Consider the following 16,375-nt stretch of genomic DNA (forward strand, 5'->3'; position numbering starts at 1 on the left):
GTCCTGTGTTTGTTAGTTAAAGCCCGGCGAATATCGGACACGATTGTTAAAGAATAAAGTGAAAAATAGCTGTATGCTCAAATTTCCTTATTTTGGCGAGCCTTAACCTGCATCTTATCCGCAATTAATCTGATTTAAAAACTAAAAAAGATTGTATGAGCCAAACTCAAGATGTTTTTTCCGTACAGCCTCATCAATTAGGCAAACACCCAAAAGGATTAATGGTTTTATTTTTTACTGAAATGTGGGAACGTTTCGGTTATTACCTGATGGTAGGTATCCTCTTTCTTTATTTAACCAACAGCACCGGTAAGGGACTACCTAGAGCAATGGGTGCTGATGTAGTTGGAACCTTTATCGCTCTTGTCTATCTCACACCATTTATCGGGGGATTAATTGCCGATAGATATCTTGGTTATATCAGGTCAATTTTTTTAGGCGGCTCATTAATGGCTATTGGTTACCTGACATTAACACTGCCGGGGGATTATACAATGTATATCGCAATGGGATGCATCATTGTCGGCAATGGATTTTTTAAGCCTAATATCTCCACATTGCTTGGCAATATGTACAATAGAGAAGATCTGAGACCCTTAAAAGATAATGCTTACAATATCTTTTATATGGGTATCAATATCGGTGCATTGTTTTGCAATTTTGCTGCTGCTGTATTAAGAAATAAAATTAGCTGGGGTGCTGCTTTTTCTGCAGCAGGTATTGGATTGATAATCGGACTTATCTGGCTGGCAGCAAATCTTAAACATATAAAACAATATGATGTAAAAAAGCCGATGCAGGCCGGTGATATGCCCATATCGAAAATTTTCGGTTCGGTTTTTTTGCCAATGATAATATTTGGCGTGCTTGGATGGCTGATTCCCGGAAACCTGATGGGTTCTGATTCTAACGATGCATTTGTTCTTGCCTGTATTCCTGTAATTGTCTTTTATACACGTTTATGGACAAAAGGAAATGCAGAAGATAAAAAAGGGATCGGCGCTTTGTTATTTATTTTTACGATCTCAATTATTTTCTGGACAATTTATAATCAAAATTCAACCGGGCTTACTATCTGGGCTGAATCACATACTGACCGATCGATTCCTAAGTTTATGGAGAAACCTGCTGATGGAATTTATATGTTGCAGAATTTAGGTACGGAACCGAGAGAAACAGAACAACTGGATCAGTATATGAGGGTTGTTACCGATGACTCAGGAAATGCGGTTAAAACAATGGGGCCCGATCCTTATTTTGCAAATGTGCCAAAAGAAAAATGGCCGGAAAACGGAATCACAAAAGTTGGTAATACAGAACTCTTTCAATCGATCAATCCTTTCTTCATCGTTGCATTGACCCCGTTGCTCATTGCATTCTTTGCATATATGGCCCGACGAGGTAAACCTATTTCTACTGCAAGTAAGTTTGCATGGGCATTAGTTATTTCCGGGTTGAGTGCATTAGTAATGGTGTTTGCTGTAATGTCCGTACCCAGCATCTATACACATAAAGCTTCATCGCTCTGGTTGTTTCTTACCTATGGTGTATTTACCGTCAGCGAAGTTTGTTTAAGCCCGATCGGCTTATCCTTTGTATCTAAGTTAGCACCACCACGTTTAACTGCATTGATGATGGGTGGTTGGTTTCTTTCAACTTCATTGGGCGGTAAAGTAGCAGGTGTAATGGCCAGCTTCTGGGATAAAATGCCTGATAAAAGAATTTTCTTCGGCATCATTACAGTTGCAGCAATACTTGGAGGTTTATTAATTTTTGCCAAAGTAAAATCGTTGGATAAAATTGTAAGAGATAAAACAGGTACTGCATAAATTCATATTGACAAAATCTTTTAAGGTGGTCGTTGAGCCACCTTTTTATTTTCTCTAGGATTTGTTTTCTTAACTTTCACATAACTAAAATCAACTGATATGGCTGAACAACAATTCAAACCTTTTGTGCCCGCTGAAACACAGATGGCAGAGTTTACAATCAAGTCTGTTATCACAGGTGCCATCTTCGGAATTATTTTTGGTGCTGCCACTGTTTATCTTGCTTTAAAAGCAGGTCTTACCGTTTCTGCTTCTATCCCAATCGCCGTTCTTTCAATTGCGTTAGGTAAATTGTTTTTGAAAACAACAATACTTGAAAATAATATCATTCAAACCACAGGCAGTGCAGGTGAAAGTATTGCAGCAGGTGTTGTATTCACTCTGCCGGGCTTTTTATTTTTAAGTTCTCCTGAAAGCAGCAGCTTTTTTAATTATCTAACCATTATGACGCTGGCCGTTTTAGGCGGTATGCTCGGCACATTGATGATGATTCCGCTACGACGTTCATTAATTGTGAAAGAGCATGAAACACTTCCTTATCCTGAAGGAACTGCCTGCGCTTCCGTTTTAAAAGCCGGCGAAAAAGGTGGGGATCTTGCTAAAACCGCTTTTCTCGGTATGGGTGTAGCAGTAGGTTATGCTGTATTGCAAAAAATATTTCATGTCATTTCAGAAGCTCCCGTGTATGTTACAAGCCTTAAAAATAAATATCTTCCTTCTGCAAGGATCAATGGCGAAATAACCCCGGAATATCTTGGTGTTGGTTATATAATCGGCCCAAAAATTTCAGGAATATTAGTTGCTGGAAGTGTATTAAGTTCATTTGTTCTAATTCCGCTGTTAGCCACATTAATTCCTGGTGATACTACCTATGCACAGTTGACAAAACTTGATCTCAATCCTGCTAAATACGGATGGGACCCAACCACTCATACATTTGTCAACAATGCAGAAGCTTTATACCGGGCATTTATAAGACAGGTAGGTGCTGGTGCAGTTGCAGCAGGTGGATTTATTACGTTGATAAAAACGATCCCTACAATTGTTTCTTCTTTTAAAGAAAGTATTGGCTCTGTGAAAGACAAGTCAACTGTTGCAACAGTTGCCCGTACAGACAGGGATTTGAATATAAAAGTTGTACTTTATGGAAGTCTCGGATTGATTCTTATTATGTCAATGCTTTCATTTATTCCCGGCGAAAATATTGGCAGTCGTTTATTGCTGGGATTGCTAGTAGTTATTTTCGGCGCTTTCTTCGTTACCGTTTCTTCCCGAATAGTTGGTTTGATTGGTTCATCCAACAATCCAATCAGCGGAATGACGATCGCTACGATCATGGCGACCTGTCTTGTTTTTATCGGAGTAGGCTGGACAGGAAAAGTATATGAACCAATGGCACTGGTTGTAGGAGGAATGATTTGTGTAGCTGCTGCCAATGCCGGTGCTACATCACAAGATTTAAAGACCGGCTATCTTGTAGGTGCTACTCCAAAATATCAACAGCTAGCTTTATTTATCGGGGCAATTGTTTCTTCAATTGTTATAGGCTGGACTGTAAAAATTCTTGATACACCATCAAGTGCATTAGCTGCAACAGGTGTTCAACATGCAATTGGCGAAACCTATTCAGCCCCGCAGGCCACATTAATGGCAACAATTATTAAAGGTATTTTGGGTGGTGATCTCGACTGGCAATTTGTAATGGTAGGGGTTTTTATTGCCATCGTTCTTGAACTCTGCGGCATAAAAGCTTTGAGTTTCGCAGTAGGTACTTACTTGCCATTTTCTACCACATTTCCAATTTTTGTCGGGGGATTTATAAAAGGAATAGCCGATAAACATGCAAAGAAAAATAAAGAACCCGAAGAGGAAGAAGATCTGAGAAAAGGAAATTTATTCGCAACTGGACTTGTTGCAGGGGGTGCCTTATTTGGTGTAATAGCAGCTATACTCACTGTTTTCTTCGAAGCACAAATGAAGGCACTAAATTTTGAAGAAGCCTTGTCCCACAGTTTGGGAGAAGACCTTTACATGATCTTAGGAGTTGGCTTCTTTGCTGCGATGTGCTTTATTCTCTGGAAAGTAGCAATAGCCAAAAAGAAAATGACTTAGTGAAATTGATGATACAAATAAGAAGAGGCGATACAATGTATCGCCTCTTTCTTTTTGCTGATAGTTATTACACAAACTTCAAATATTCATATTGCTTGCCTAATATTTTTACATCATCGGTATTCAACCAGTTCTTTAAAACAGTTGCATACACATTTTTAAAATCGATCTTATATTTTAAATCGCCTTCATCCAGATCAGCGAGATTCGGCATTTCGTTTATCAAACCTTGTTGTTTTAAACCGCCGCCGATAAATATCATATTGTTGCTGGTGCCATGATCAGTACCATTACTTGCATTCTGTGCTACCCTTCTTCCAAACTCGGAAAACGTAAACAGCAGCACATCATTGAAACGTCCGTTGGCTTTTAAATCTTTTGTAAAAGCTTTCACCGCATCATTCAGTTCAGTAAACAAACGTTGCTGTTGCATTTCCTGGTTGATATGTGTATCAAAACTTCCCAATGAAAGGTAATACACTTTTGTATTGATCTCGGAATAGATCAGTGAAGCAATTGTTTTAAGACTGGTTCCCAGGTCTGTTTTCGGATAATCAGCACTTGAAGGATGTAATTTGCTTTGCTGGAAAATATAATCAGCAGATGACATCGTTTCAGCCAATGTTTTGTAGAGATAATCGACAGGCTGCTCACCCGTCTCATCGGCATGATTCTTATTGATCTCTTTAAAATATTTTTCGTTCGCTGTTCCGTATAATCTTCTCGGGTCTTTTACTGCAATACCTTTTAAATGATCCCCTTTCAATGCAAGACTTAGCACATCATCCATTTCTATAGCCTGTGTAGGATGGTCGCAACCACTGCACTGTGCATCAAGATAACGGCCCACCCAACCTGTATTCCAGTATTCACTGCTCTGGCTACCTGTTTGCCAGATATCCATACTGCGAAAATGTGAACGGTCCGGATTTGGATAACCGACATTATGCAATACAGCCATGCTGCCATCATCATACAATTCTTTCAAACCGCTTAATGCAGGGTGAATGCCCACCTCATCAGTTAATGATAATGCTTTATCTTTTGCAACACCTAATCTTGGTCTTGATCTATAATAGATATCATTTCTTACAGGAATAATTTGGTTCAACCCATCGCAACCACCACTTAACTGCAATACAACAGTTACCTTATTTCCGGGAGGCACCATATTGCTTGCTTCAAATGCTTTTAAAAACTTAGGAAGCATTAACGAGGCTGTGGCTAATGAACCAACTTGTAAAAATTCTTTTCTGCGTATTAACATGACTAAGTTTTAAATAATCAATTAAAAAAAATAGATCAGCAAAGCTGGTATTCAGGTGTACTCATTATCTGAATCGTTGCAGATTTAATAAAATCCTCCCGCCCGCTTTCATCGCTGAATTTTTTTACCAGGTCATCACTCACGGCCTTATTGGTCACGAGCAACACACTGTTCATATCTGCTAATAGTTTCTCTCTTTTCACCGGGTCAAAATTCTTTACATATTTTGTCCAGTCGATATTTACCAAAATAGGCTTGCCTAATTTTCCCATCTGCTTTTGTCCTTTGGCTTTCGGGTCTTCATTTTTATCGTTCTTTCTTCCCATCATCGTATCATCATCATCTTTGGGTTTTACATTCATTTCATCCTGGTCATTCAACATTTGTGGTATCCGCATCCGCATCATCAGCGTTGAGCTATCGATCCATGCTTTGCCTCCCGGCCATCCAGCTACATTAGGCGGGTAAAATAATAATTGGCCCAATACTCTTTGCAACAACATCAACGATTCTTCATTTTCCAATGTCATCGGCAGCATACGTTGTATACCTGTCAGCAGCTCTACCGGGCTTTTTATTTTCACGCCGATATTCTTATCATCATAAAACCAATCACTGGTAAAAATATCCTCGCAGAGTTTACCGATGTCATAATCATTTTTATAGAACCGGTCAGCAAGCCATTCTATATTCTTTTGATCAGGTGTATCATTCACAAAAAACTTATACATCTTTTGTGTAATAAACCTTGCTGTTTGTTTTTGTGCCAGCAAATGATCCAGCACTTCTTCGCCTGTAAGATTCCCGGTTTTACCTAAGAAAGTTTTACTCCCAAAGTCATGCTGAAACCTTCTGAACACATATTCACCTTTTACATTACTGCTCCAGCCAGTAAAAGAACGGGCGGCTTCTTTTATATCTTCTTCAGTATAGTTGCCACGGCCAAGAGTAAACAACTCCATTACTTCACGGGCAAAATTTTCATTAGGATGATCTTTCCGATTTTGCTGATTGTTCAAAAAATTAAGCATTGCTGCACTCTTTGAAACTTCATGCAGCATTGTTCGGAAACTGCCTAAAGCATTCCGACGGATAATATCCAATAGACCCTGCTGATAGAAAACATTGAGATTACGGCAGGCAAAATGGCCATGCCAGAAAAATCCCAATTTCTCCCGAAGCTGTGCACCTGTGTTCACCATTTCATGCATCCAGAACATATTCAGGTTGCGAACACCCTGCCTGTTTTTTTGCTGCACTTGTTTACGCTGATCTTCATCCATCTCTTTCTTTTGCTGGCGGCCCGCTTCTTCAATACCCAACATCAACCCTTTCAGGTAATCATCGGCCACATCAATATACTCTGGTCTTTTTTCCGAGGCTTTCTGCAGCGCTTTATAAAATTGTTTGGGGGAATACTTGTTCAGGTCGCCGAGCTGCTCTACAGCCGGCCCGAAACCTGCACGCCACATCAGGTGCAGATTTTTTGTTTGGATTGTCATTGACATGGGCTAACAAATTTGATTTCCATCATTATAGGACTCCGCAAGGGGGTGAATTCCTGTGCAGAGACTCAAATAAAGTTCCGAAGTTTAAACTACACGGCAATGAAACGTTAAACCAGCCGATTTATTTTTTATTTTTAGGTGCCCAGCTGTATTACTACTATTATCGCCTGTTGCGTCGCACACTTGTACGTCTGGTAATCCTGTTCAGCATTTACGACGTCTCAGTCCGAATCATAGTTGTTTTAAAAGAAAAAAGATAGTAAATAACTTATGTCGATCCGTGCATTAAAATATGCTCTCCCGTTTGTGCTGTCCGTGGGTGCCTATCATTCGTTCAGCGTTACAGGTTGGCAGGTATGGCTGCCATTGGCATGGGCATGGGTTGCAATTCCGATCCTGGAGTTATTTATTAAGCCAAAAGAAAAAAACATGTCTGCCGCCGAAGAAGAAATGGCAAAAGCAGACAAATCATATGATATACTGCTTTATCTCTCCGTTATCTTTCAATACGTATTGCTTATAAAATTTTTATATGTAATGACCAATGATACCACCATGCAATGGTATGATATTGTTGGCCGCATCTGGGTAATGGGCATGCTTTGCGGTGTCATTGGAATTAATGTGGCACATGAACTGGGCCATCGTACAAACAAAAGAGAACAGTTTCTTGCAAAAATGCTTTTGCTTACTTCACAATACATGCATTTTTATATTGAGCATAATAAAGGCCATCATAAAAAAGTATCAACCCCCGAAGATCCGAGTAGTGCAAGATATAATGAATGGGTCTATGCCTTTTATTTCCGTACTGTATTTGCAGGTTATATAAGTGCATGGCGTATTGCCATCAGCGATGTTAAGAAAAAAGGTAACCCAGTTTTATCGCTACACAACGAAATGATACAGTTTAGTATTATTCAAATTGCATTTGTTCTGGTCATCTTTTTTGTATTCGGATGGCTGACTACTGTATATTATCTCGTTGCTGCGGTAATAGGGATCCTGTTACTCGAAACAGTAAACTATATCGAACATTATGGTTTGCAACGCAAAAAAATTGAAGATGGAAAATATGAAAGGGCCATGCCTGCTCATAGCTGGAACAGCAATCATGTAATAGGCCGTTTATTCTTATTCGAGCTCAGTCGTCATAGCGATCATCATTATCTTGCCAGCCGTAAGTACCAGCTATTACGTCATCATGAAGATTCACCACAAATGCCTACAGGTTATCCGGGTATGCTTATTCTTTCGCTTTTTCCGCCTGCATGGTTTTGGGTAATGAATAAAAAGATAAAAGAACTCGGTTAACTACTTTTCATCCTGCTATCTTTAATAAATGTGAAGTAAATTTTATTCAGCAGTTTTCAATTTCAGAAACAATGTCTGTAATGTTTCATTTTTCTCTGCACCTCTTATGTTGAAAGATTCATTTGACTTTACATATTCAATCCGCTTTTGAAGATCAGGGTGGCTGCTTATCCATTCAGCAGGTTCTGTAACACCCGCTGCATCCACTTCTTTTTGCAGCAACGTAAACAGCCCGATAAATCCATTGCAATCAATTTTTCTTTCACTTAATAATTGTAATCCATTCAGATCAGCTTCTTTTTCCAGGCTGCGGCCATAGGATAACCCTTTTAGGCGGTCAGCATTGTTGACAATAACACTGCTTATAGCCCCGACATCGCCTAATATAACGGAGAGAAAAACAGTAGAACCCAATTGCCGGAATAAAGATTTAGTTGTATGCTTGTTGTTGACATGCGTAAACTCATGACTGAGGAGTGCTGCCAGTTCTTCATAACTGTTCATGCTATTCAGGAGCTTCTCATACACGACAATATTGCCACCGGGCATGGCAAATGCATTAGCCACATCATCTTTTACTACAGTTACCTGAATATTATATTTCGTCGGAATATGTAACTCTATAAAAAACTCATTGATGATCGCCGTCTTTGATTCATCGATCGTCATTCCTGTTTTCAGTGCATCAAACATCCCATTACCCATTTTTTCCTCAAATGAAACAGGGACTTTGTTGGCTAAACGTACAGCGAGCCAGGGAACCAAAAAGAAATAAACAGCAGCAAGAAATCCAAAAAAAATAAAAGCAAAGCGAATCATTGTAATAGTGCCGGGTGTAAACGCTTTACGCAAAAATGAACGGTCCGATTTTTTAAAATGATCATTGAGTTTGTCTGCAAATTCACGATGTTCTACTTCCAGGCTTTGTGGCGGAAATCCTTCATGCCTCACTATTAGTTTTCCATATTGACGAAAGTCATTCCTGACTATTTTATCATAAAACCAATAAACGACTTTGGGTTTGCCGTGTTCATCCATCAGGCCAATACTGAGTTTATCTTTCAGAAAAATTACAGTCGCATTTTGTGATTCATGTCCCTGTGCAATATAGATTGCGTTGTATCCGTCCATAATTCAAAATTAAGAATCGAACATGAATTGCTGCTTAATGAAAAACACAAGAAGTTATTGAACAGCAGCATTGGCTTTTATATAAGCTTTCACGTTAGCTGCATCAACACCCGATAATCCTGCCCGGGGAAGCATAGAGCTGAGGATAGGCTGCCAGCGGTCATTATTATATTTAGAAGTTTTAGGTAAATCATGACAACGGGCACAGCGGGTTGTAAATAATTTTTCGCCGGCTGCAAGATTTATTTCAACCATCGGTGCTGAAGGCTCTTCCGTACGGCGTTCAATCGTTGGCATTGCTTTTTTTGTGCAAGCTGCAATAATAACAAGCAGAAGAATAACAGAAAATTTTTTCATTAGTAAAAACTTCGGAGTATGACTGCCAATTTATGAAATAGTTGAACCGCCGAAATATTTATGTAATACTTCAGGTAGTTTGATTCCTTCTGCAGTTTGATTATTCTCAAGTAAAGCAGCAACAATACGAGGCAATGCCAAAGAACTTCCATTCAAAGTATGCACCAGTTGCATTTTATTACTCGCATCTTTGAAACGGATCTTCATTCGGTTGCTTTGGAAAGTTTCAAAATTAGAAACGGAACTTACTTCCAGCCATTTCTGTTGTGCTGAACTGTAAACTTCAAAATCGTAAGTGAGTGCAGAAGCAAAACTCATATCCCCTCCGCAGAGAGCAAGAATGCGATAAGGAAGTTCCAGTGATTGTAATAATTTTTCTACATGGTTCACCATCTCTGTATGTATATCATAACTTTTATCCGGGTGAACAAGCTGAACGATCTCTACTTTATCAAATTGGTGAACACGGTTAAGACCTCTTACATCAGCGCCAAAACTTCCGGCTTCACGACGGAAGCATGGAGAAAATGCCGTCATCTTAATCGGCAGATCGTTTTCCTTCACAATTTCATCACGATAAATATTAGTAACCGGCACTTCAGAAGTTGGTATCATATAAAAATTATCAGCCGGCATATAATACATCTGTCCTTCTTTATCTGGTAATTGACCCGTACCATAGGCGGTTGCTTCATTTACCATTAATGGTGGCAAGTATTCTGTATAACCAGCAGCTGTATTAAAATCAAGAAAGTATTGAACTAATGCCCGCTGCAGTTTTGCTCCTTTTCCTTTATATAACGGAAAACCGCTACCTGTAATTTTTACACCGGCTTCAAAATCCACAATATCATATTTCCTGATAAGTTCCCAATGGGGTGTAGCATCAGCAGTCAGTTTTGGTTTTGCTCCATTTTCTTTTACTGTAATATTATCTGCTGGTATTTTTCCCGCCGGCACTCTATCAGAAGGAAGATTGGGTAATAAAATCAATGTATCATTCAATATTTTTTCAAGCTCGGCTAATTTTTCATTTGACTGCTGTATCAGGGCTTTGTCTTTTGCCACTTCGGCTTTCTTTTCTTCTGCTTTTTCTTTCTCGCCTTTACCCATCAGCATACCGATCTCTTTGCTGGCTGCATTCATAGCTGCCTGCAATTTTTCTGCTTCGGTTTTTTGCTTGCGGCATTGTTCATCCAGCTCCACAATTTTATCTACCAGCGATAAATCATAGAAATTTTTAACTGCCAATCTCTCTTTTACTTTCTCAGCATTTAGTCTCAATACCTGTAACTGCAACATGATTGTTCGATTTTGCCGGAGAAACTTCTCCGAAGGCGCAAAGATAACCGTTGAATTTTTATTTCAATTTTTTATAGATCTCAGGGTTGTGTATCTGCATCCATCGGTCCGTATCAGTCACAGGAGAAAACCCGTATTGTTTATATAAATCATGTGCATCTCTTGTTGCCAATAAAATACGCCTCATGCCATGTAACTCAGAATAAGTCATAATTACCTCCATCATCCATTTGCACAATCCCCTGCCCCTATACGGTTCAAGAATGAAAACATCGGCGAGATAGGCGAAAGTGGCTTTATCAGTTATCAATCTTGCAAAACCAACTTGCTTTTCTCCATCAAACACACCAAAGCAAAGCGAGCCTTCAATAGAACGCTGTACTGTTTCCACCGGGATATTCTCTGCCCAGTAAGAATGAGAAAGAAAATCATGAATAGTTTTAATATCAAGCTTTGTCTTGTCGGTGGTAATTGAATATTTATCTTTTGTAATGAACATGTTATTCTTTTTTGCAAAATTAATGCCTCATCTATATTTTATCTGTTATCAATTAAAGCTACGGCTATCTTTGCCGCTATGTTAGCAAAAGACGACCTGCAACAACGATGGTGGACACTCGAAGCAAAAATGATTGAAAGGTTTGGTAAGAAGCCCGACCTGGAAGCGGTTTTATTTTTGATCGGCTTGCAGGAAACCGGTTTTATAAAAGAAAAAATAACCAAGGAGCAAAAACAGGACCTTATGCATGTAGCCACCTGCTGCCTGCTTATGCAAAGCGGCTATTATGAACTGGAAGGAACCGACAGAGATGGCTGGCCTCATTACCGGCAACTGAAACCATTGCCTGAGTTGAATGCTATTGAACAAGAAAATTTTCTGAAAGACCATGTGTTGTTGTATTTTGAAACGCATAATTTCTAAACCACCAAGCCACAAATACTGACAATGAAGAAATGGATTTTAACATTAGCCACCTGTATTACTGTTATTAGTTTGCAGGCACAAAAAGATTCCACGGTTACAAAAAAAGACAGGAAGAAAGATGTACTGATGAAAACTACAATGGGTGATATGGTCATTCGTTTATCAGATTCTACTCCATTGCATCGAGATAATTTTTTGAAATTGGTTAAAGTGCATTTTTATGACAGCCTTTTATTTCACCGGGTCATTCAGAATTTTATGATACAAGGCGGCGACCCCACCAGCAAGACTGCTGAAGCTGGTAAAGGTTTGGGCGGTGGCGGATTGAATTATACAGTACCTGCTGAGTTTCGTTCATCATTGTTTCATAAAAAGGGAGTGCTTGCAGCAGCAAGAACGGGTGATAGTAGAAATCCAACAAAAGCCAGCAGCAGTTGCCAGTTTTATATTGTACAGGGAAAAGTTTTTACAGATGCAGGATTAGATTCTTTGGAAACTTTCCGTTTGAATGGCAGAAAACTTCCTGCCGTACAACGCGAAGCATACAAAACAATCGGTGGCACACCCCATCTCGACCAGGGTTATACTGTATATGGAGAAGTAGTAAAAGGTTTAGATGTGGTTGACAAAATAGCCGCCGTACCGACAAGCAAGGGTGCTGATCTTGACAGGCCGCTTGAAAATGTAAGGATACTTAAAACCAAATTGATCAAACGAAAGAAAATAAAATCCTGATAGTTTGTTTTCAAATTGTATCATAAAAAAGATCCCGCCTTTCGGCAGGATCTTTATGATAGATAGTGTCCTTGTCAAATTACTCACCTACAACTTCAAATTCTACATCGGCAGTTTTACCATTACCGAAATCGATATGAGCTTTGTAAGCACCGATCTCTTTCACTTCATCAGTGATAGAGATTCTGCGGCGATCAATATCATAACCTTTCTGGTCGCGGATAGCACGGCTGATCTGCAATGAAGTTACGCTACCAAAGATCTTACCGCTTGTTCCAGTTTTAGCACCAATTTTCAAAGGAGCTTCAGCCAGTTTAGCGATAACACTGTTGATCTCAGCAAGCATCGCAGCTTCTTTCTTCGCCAGTTGCTTCATTCTTTCTTCAAGAATTTTGCGGTTACCGGGTGTAGCTTCGATAGCCAGTTGACGAGGCAGTAAAAAATTCCGGGCATACCCGTTTTTTACTTTCACCAGTTCATTGGCACCACCAAGTGTATCAACGTCTTTAATTAAGATTACTTCCATCTTGTTTAGTTTTTATCCCAGTGAATTACAGGCCTCACTGTCTCGCCATATATTTTATATACAGCGGTTAGGGATTTGCCTATTTCAATAAATCTGTTACATAAGGTAACAATGCCATTTGTCTTGCTTTCTTAACAGCTTGTGATACCTTTCTCTGGTATTTCAAACTGTTACCTGTAAGACGACGTGGCAATAATTTACCTTGTTCGTTCAGAAACTTTTTCAGGAACTCCACATCTTTATAATCGATGTAGCGGATGCCATACTTTTTAAAGCGACAAAACTTCTTTACACGTTTGTCATCTTTAATAGCAGTAAGGTATTTAATTTCATTTCTTGCCATGGTATTAAGCCTCCACTGTTTTTTCGGTTCCAGATGTTACGCCACTTCTCTTTTTCGCATTGTACTCGACGGCGTATTTATCGAGGCTGGTGCACAGGTGACGAAGCACTGCTTCATCACGAAGAAGCTGAATCTTCAGCTTCTCATTGAAGTCGGATGGCGCTATGTATTCCAAAACCCAGTAAAGACCAGTAGTCTTTTTCTGAATTGGAAACGCCAGTGATTTCAGTCCCCATGGATTTTCGGCAACCACAGTACCGCCATTAGCAGTTACCAGGTTAGCGATCTTCTTTTGCTCTGCTTTGAAATCATCATCGCTGAGCACTGGGGTAAAAATCACCATCAATTCGTAATTGTTCATTACCCTGTATTTGATTAATAAAAATTGTTTATCCGCAGCTTTGGCTACGGGGCGGCAAAGATAGGGAAGCAAGCTCAGAGTGCAGAGGTCTGAATGGATAAAAATTTTCTGTGAAATGCCGGCTTTTGTGCCCTGATTGATCGTCCCTTGCGACGCTCCGTTCAGATTTCATATCGCTAATCATCAACTAGTTGAAGTTTTTTAATAGTCCCAAAAAGGTCCAGACAAAAAATCTTTTGGGTAATCCAGAAAAAAATTGTTTTATTTTGTGATGTTATTTGTGTTCTTTACAGTTTCACTAGTTCCGAGAACGTTCACTATCGTAAATGTTCAAAGGTTACAGTTTACTGTTGACACTATTTTTATTTAAAACCTTTAATGTATCATGAACATTTACGCAGGTAACCTGAGCTGGAATTTAAAAGACCAGGACCTTTCGAATCTTTTCGCCCAGTACGGCGAAGTTTCTTCAGCTAAAATTGTAAACGACAAATTCAGTGGCCGCAGCAAGGGCTTCGGTTTTGTTGAAATGCCTAACGACGCAGAAGCTAATGCAGCTATTGCAGCCCTCAACGGAACTGAAGTTGATGGTCGTGCAATCGTTGTAAACGAAAGCCGTCCGAAACCGGAAGGCGAAAGAAGCAGCGGCGGTGGCGGCGGTTTCAAAAAACGCAGCTTCGGCGGTGGTGGCAGTGGTGGCGGTGGCGGCTTTAAAAAAGGCGGCTTTAACCGTGATCGTGGTGGCGACCGTGGTGGATATCGCGACAGCTATTAATTTTTTTTAGATAAAGAAATTATTCAAGTCCTGCATTCATGCGGGACTTTTTTATTTTTATATATGAAATAGTTTGTATTCATCATCCGTAAAGAAAATTCTGTTGAACAAGCTTTAAGTTATAAGGTTAATAATATGTATGCAGGCTATAGGAAAAGAAGTTAGGTATTTTAAAAGCAGGTATGCTGGCTGATTTTGTTGTACTGAGTAAAAACTTATTTGAAATACTTCCAGAAAAAATAAAAGAGGTAAAAATTACCCGCACTTTCGTGAATGGAAAAGAAGTCTATAATTTACCCAATAGATAAATATTACGTTTATACATTGTTTACAATTATTTCTTATTAAAAATAAAGTTGTTTTGCCATTGAAACCAATCTGTTAGAATCCGAACTTGCTGAGTATATACTTTTTAGCTTATCTCCACACCCTTAATTAATTCGTCCAGGAATTTCCGGCCTGATTCTGGTAACTTGATCCAACATCAAATTAATTCCTATGCTAACTGTGATCATTCCGGCTTTAAATGAGGAAAAAACAATAGCCAATGTTGTGCAGTTTTGTTTTTTATTTCCCCGTGTTTCGGAAGTAATTGTTGTTGATGATAAATCAAGTGACAATACAGTTAGCATTGCAAAAAATGCAGGAGCTAAAGTGATCATAAGCGAAACAAGAGGAAAAGGAATTTCAATGAAAGAGGGAATTCAACATTCAAATAATGAACTGATAATTTTCCTGGACGCTGATATTGATCCATATTCCGACGGAACTATTACAAATCTTGTCCAGCCACTGATTGATGATGAAGCAGATTTTGTAAAAGGTGCATTTGCAAGAAATGCGGGTCGTGTAACCGAACTGGTTGCAAAACCATTGCTGAATATTTTATTTCCCGGTCTTGCTCATTTCTCACAACCACTTAGCGGTATGATTGCCGGAAAAAAATCCTATTTCAACAAGATAGAATTCTTTAATGATTATGGCGTTGATATTGGGATATTGATTGATATGTACCTGATGAAGGCAAGAGTAAAAGAAGTGAATATTGGTTATATCGAAAACAAAAGCAAACCCTGGGAAGCTTTAGGTAAAATGAGTAAGGAGGTTTCCCGAGCTATTATTAGTAAAGCTCAGGGTGAACCTACATCGGGTCTTACGGAAGAAGATGTTATTTCATTGGAGGCGATTAACCGGGAGATGAATAATGTATTGAAAGAAGAATTATCAGGTTTTCATAAAATGGCCATTTTCGATATGGATGATACAATTCTCGAAGGCCGCTTCATCCATGAATGCGCAAAAGAGTTTCGTTTTTTTCCGCAGCTTGAAGATATGAGAGAAACAGAAAATGATCCCATCATCCTTACAAAAAGGATAGGGTTAATGTTGCGGGGCCGGACAATGGATGATTTGCTGAATGTAGTTAGCAATATGAAAATGATCAGTGATATAAAAACCGTAGTGAAAGAACTTAAACAGAAAAACTATATCGTGGGGATTATTAGCAGCAGTTATACCCTGATAACGAATTATGTAAAACAAAATATAGGGGCCGACTTCTCTCTGGCTTACAATTTGGAGTTTAAAGAGGGACGTACAACCGGTGAAGTGAATGTCCCGTCATATTTTTTTGGCTCACCGGAAAGTCTGTGCGGTCACTCGGTATGTAAAACAAATGCGCTGCAATATGCTTGTGAAAAATATAATGTGCTACCAAAGAATTGCCTGGTCATAGGCGATAGCAAAGAAGACCGTTGCATGATAGCTCATGCGGGAAAAGGAGTTGCTTTTTGTACGGAAGATGAATTACTGGAAAAAGTCGCTGTTCGATCCATCAAAGAAAAAAGTTTTGAGTCATTGCTTGCAATGGCCTGAAAAACTAAAATCGAT

Annotated in this window: 17 protein-coding genes; 8 read left to right on the top strand and 9 right to left on the bottom strand. The window is 39.2% G+C overall.

Translation table 11 applies throughout. The features are described from left to right. Positions 1-155 precede the first annotated feature (155 nt). Both E6H07_02130 and E6H07_02135 read left to right on the top strand, forming a co-directional pair. Positions 156-1,829, top strand: a complete 1,674-nt coding sequence (locus E6H07_02130) for a peptide MFS transporter (GenBank protein TMI64735.1) — start codon at positions 156-158, stop codon at positions 1,827-1,829. A 99-nt stretch (positions 1,830-1,928) separates the two neighbouring features. Continuing rightward, on the top strand, positions 1,929-3,941 hold the full coding sequence (locus E6H07_02135) for an oligopeptide transporter, OPT family (protein TMI64736.1): 2,013 nt from the start codon (positions 1,929-1,931) through the stop codon (positions 3,939-3,941). 67 nt (positions 3,942-4,008) lie between these two features. Here the strand turns inward: E6H07_02135 and E6H07_02140 are convergent, their stop codons facing one another. Continuing rightward, positions 4,009-5,208 carry a DUF1501 domain-containing protein gene (locus E6H07_02140; GenBank protein TMI64737.1) on the bottom strand — a complete coding sequence of 400 codons (1,200 nt, stop codon included), beginning with the start codon at positions 5,206-5,208 and terminating at the stop codon, positions 4,009-4,011. A gap of 35 nt (positions 5,209-5,243) precedes the next feature. Then, positions 5,244-6,716: a DUF1800 domain-containing protein gene (locus tag E6H07_02145; protein ID TMI64738.1), complete on the bottom strand. Its 1,473-nt coding sequence runs from the start codon at positions 6,714-6,716 to the stop codon at positions 5,244-5,246. 270 nt (positions 6,717-6,986) lie between these two features. On the opposite strand from E6H07_02145, the gene E6H07_02150 reads away from it, so the two are divergent. Further along, positions 6,987-8,030 carry an alkane 1-monooxygenase gene (locus tag E6H07_02150; protein ID TMI64739.1) on the top strand — a complete coding sequence of 348 codons (1,044 nt, stop codon included), beginning with the start codon at positions 6,987-6,989 and terminating at the stop codon, positions 8,028-8,030. 42 nt (positions 8,031-8,072) lie between these two features. Here the strand turns inward: E6H07_02150 and E6H07_02155 are convergent, their stop codons facing one another. Genes E6H07_02155 through E6H07_02170 form a run of 4 tightly spaced genes read right to left on the bottom strand, consistent with a single transcriptional unit; the run spans position 8,073 to position 11,319 of the window. Further along, on the bottom strand, positions 8,073-9,161 hold the full coding sequence (locus E6H07_02155; protein ID TMI64740.1) for a M48 family metallopeptidase: 1,089 nt from the start codon (positions 9,159-9,161) through the stop codon (positions 8,073-8,075). Between the two features lie 54 nt (positions 9,162-9,215). After that, a complete protein-coding gene (locus tag E6H07_02160; protein TMI64741.1) occupies positions 9,216-9,518 on the bottom strand; it encodes a cytochrome c in 303 nt (100 codons plus the stop codon). Between the two features lie 30 nt (positions 9,519-9,548). Further along, positions 9,549-10,820, bottom strand: coding sequence for a serine--tRNA ligase (gene serS, locus E6H07_02165; protein ID TMI64742.1), 1,272 nt, complete (start codon positions 10,818-10,820; stop codon positions 9,549-9,551). 58 nt (positions 10,821-10,878) lie between these two features. Beyond that, positions 10,879-11,319 (bottom strand): GNAT family N-acetyltransferase, encoded by a 441-nt coding sequence (locus E6H07_02170; protein ID TMI64743.1) that lies wholly within the window; start codon positions 11,317-11,319, stop codon positions 10,879-10,881. 78 nt (positions 11,320-11,397) lie between these two features. Here E6H07_02170 and E6H07_02175 point away from each other — a divergent pair, with 78 nt between their 5' ends. Together E6H07_02175 and E6H07_02180 are read left to right on the top strand one after the other, a co-directional pair. Continuing rightward, positions 11,398-11,742 carry a hypothetical protein gene (locus E6H07_02175; protein TMI64744.1) on the top strand — a complete coding sequence of 115 codons (345 nt, stop codon included), beginning with the start codon at positions 11,398-11,400 and terminating at the stop codon, positions 11,740-11,742. Between the two features lie 24 nt (positions 11,743-11,766). After that, entirely contained in the window at positions 11,767-12,480 is a 714-nt protein-coding gene (locus tag E6H07_02180; GenBank protein TMI64745.1) for a peptidylprolyl isomerase, read from the top strand. A 79-nt stretch (positions 12,481-12,559) separates the two neighbouring features. Here E6H07_02180 and rplI read toward each other — a convergent pair whose 3' ends face one another. From rplI to rpsF, 3 genes are all read right to left on the bottom strand, one after another. Next, on the bottom strand, positions 12,560-13,006 hold the full coding sequence (rplI, locus tag E6H07_02185) for a 50S ribosomal protein L9 (GenBank protein TMI64746.1): 447 nt from the start codon (positions 13,004-13,006) through the stop codon (positions 12,560-12,562). A 79-nt stretch (positions 13,007-13,085) separates the two neighbouring features. Then, positions 13,086-13,349, bottom strand: coding sequence for a 30S ribosomal protein S18 (gene rpsR / locus E6H07_02190; GenBank protein TMI64747.1), 264 nt, complete (start codon positions 13,347-13,349; stop codon positions 13,086-13,088). 4 nt (positions 13,350-13,353) lie between these two features. Further along, positions 13,354-13,710 (bottom strand): 30S ribosomal protein S6, encoded by a 357-nt coding sequence (gene rpsF, locus E6H07_02195; protein ID TMI64748.1) that lies wholly within the window; start codon positions 13,708-13,710, stop codon positions 13,354-13,356. Positions 13,711-14,095: 385 nt separating this feature from the next. On the opposite strand from rpsF, the gene E6H07_02200 reads away from it, so the two are divergent. The 3 genes from E6H07_02200 to E6H07_02210 all read left to right on the top strand — a co-directional run bounded on the left by E6H07_02200 (position 14,096) and on the right by E6H07_02210 (position 16,360). Next, a complete protein-coding gene (locus tag E6H07_02200; GenBank protein TMI64749.1) occupies positions 14,096-14,485 on the top strand; it encodes an RNA-binding protein in 390 nt (129 codons plus the stop codon). Positions 14,486-14,667: 182 nt separating this feature from the next. Further along, on the top strand, positions 14,668-14,793 hold the full coding sequence (locus E6H07_02205) for a hypothetical protein (protein ID TMI64750.1): 126 nt from the start codon (positions 14,668-14,670) through the stop codon (positions 14,791-14,793). 190 nt (positions 14,794-14,983) lie between these two features. Beyond that, complete coding sequence (locus E6H07_02210; GenBank protein TMI64751.1) at positions 14,984-16,360, top strand: glycosyltransferase; 1,377 nt, start codon at positions 14,984-14,986, stop codon at positions 16,358-16,360. Positions 16,361-16,375: the final 15 nt, after the last annotated feature.

The sequence above is a fragment of the Bacteroidota bacterium genome, from assembly GCA_005882315.1.
GTDB lineage: Bacteria > Bacteroidota > Bacteroidia > Chitinophagales > Chitinophagaceae > VBAR01.

Bases quoted from the DNA above. Each gene is read 5' to 3' on its own strand.
- E6H07_02170 (TMI64743.1), bottom strand. From the start codon at position 11,319: ATGTTCATTACAAAAGATAAATATTCAATTACCACCGACAAGACAAAG.
- E6H07_02180 (TMI64745.1), top strand. From the start codon at position 11,767: ATGAAGAAATGGATTTTAACATTAGCCACCTGTATTACTGTTATTAGT.
- E6H07_02130 (TMI64735.1), top strand. From the start codon at position 156: ATGAGCCAAACTCAAGATGTTTTTTCCGTACAGCCTCATCAATTAGGC.
- E6H07_02175 (TMI64744.1), top strand. From the start codon at position 11,398: ATGTTAGCAAAAGACGACCTGCAACAACGATGGTGGACACTCGAAGCA.
- E6H07_02135 (TMI64736.1), top strand. From the start codon at position 1,929: ATGGCTGAACAACAATTCAAACCTTTTGTGCCCGCTGAAACACAGATG.
- rplI (TMI64746.1), bottom strand. From the start codon at position 13,006: ATGGAAGTAATCTTAATTAAAGACGTTGATACACTTGGTGGTGCCAAT.
- serS (TMI64742.1), bottom strand. From the start codon at position 10,820: ATGTTGCAGTTACAGGTATTGAGACTAAATGCTGAGAAAGTAAAAGAG.
- E6H07_02145 (TMI64738.1), bottom strand. From the start codon at position 6,716: ATGTCAATGACAATCCAAACAAAAAATCTGCACCTGATGTGGCGTGCA.
- rpsR (TMI64747.1), bottom strand. From the start codon at position 13,349: ATGGCAAGAAATGAAATTAAATACCTTACTGCTATTAAAGATGACAAA.
- E6H07_02140 (TMI64737.1), bottom strand. From the start codon at position 5,208: ATGTTAATACGCAGAAAAGAATTTTTACAAGTTGGTTCATTAGCCACA.
- rpsF (TMI64748.1), bottom strand. From the start codon at position 13,710: ATGAACAATTACGAATTGATGGTGATTTTTACCCCAGTGCTCAGCGAT.
- E6H07_02155 (TMI64740.1), bottom strand. From the start codon at position 9,161: ATGGACGGATACAACGCAATCTATATTGCACAGGGACATGAATCACAA.
- E6H07_02210 (TMI64751.1), top strand. From the start codon at position 14,984: ATGCTAACTGTGATCATTCCGGCTTTAAATGAGGAAAAAACAATAGCC.
- E6H07_02205 (TMI64750.1), top strand. From the start codon at position 14,668: ATGCTGGCTGATTTTGTTGTACTGAGTAAAAACTTATTTGAAATACTT.
- E6H07_02160 (TMI64741.1), bottom strand. From the start codon at position 9,518: ATGAAAAAATTTTCTGTTATTCTTCTGCTTGTTATTATTGCAGCTTGC.
- E6H07_02150 (TMI64739.1), top strand. From the start codon at position 6,987: ATGTCGATCCGTGCATTAAAATATGCTCTCCCGTTTGTGCTGTCCGTG.
- E6H07_02200 (TMI64749.1), top strand. From the start codon at position 14,096: ATGAACATTTACGCAGGTAACCTGAGCTGGAATTTAAAAGACCAGGAC.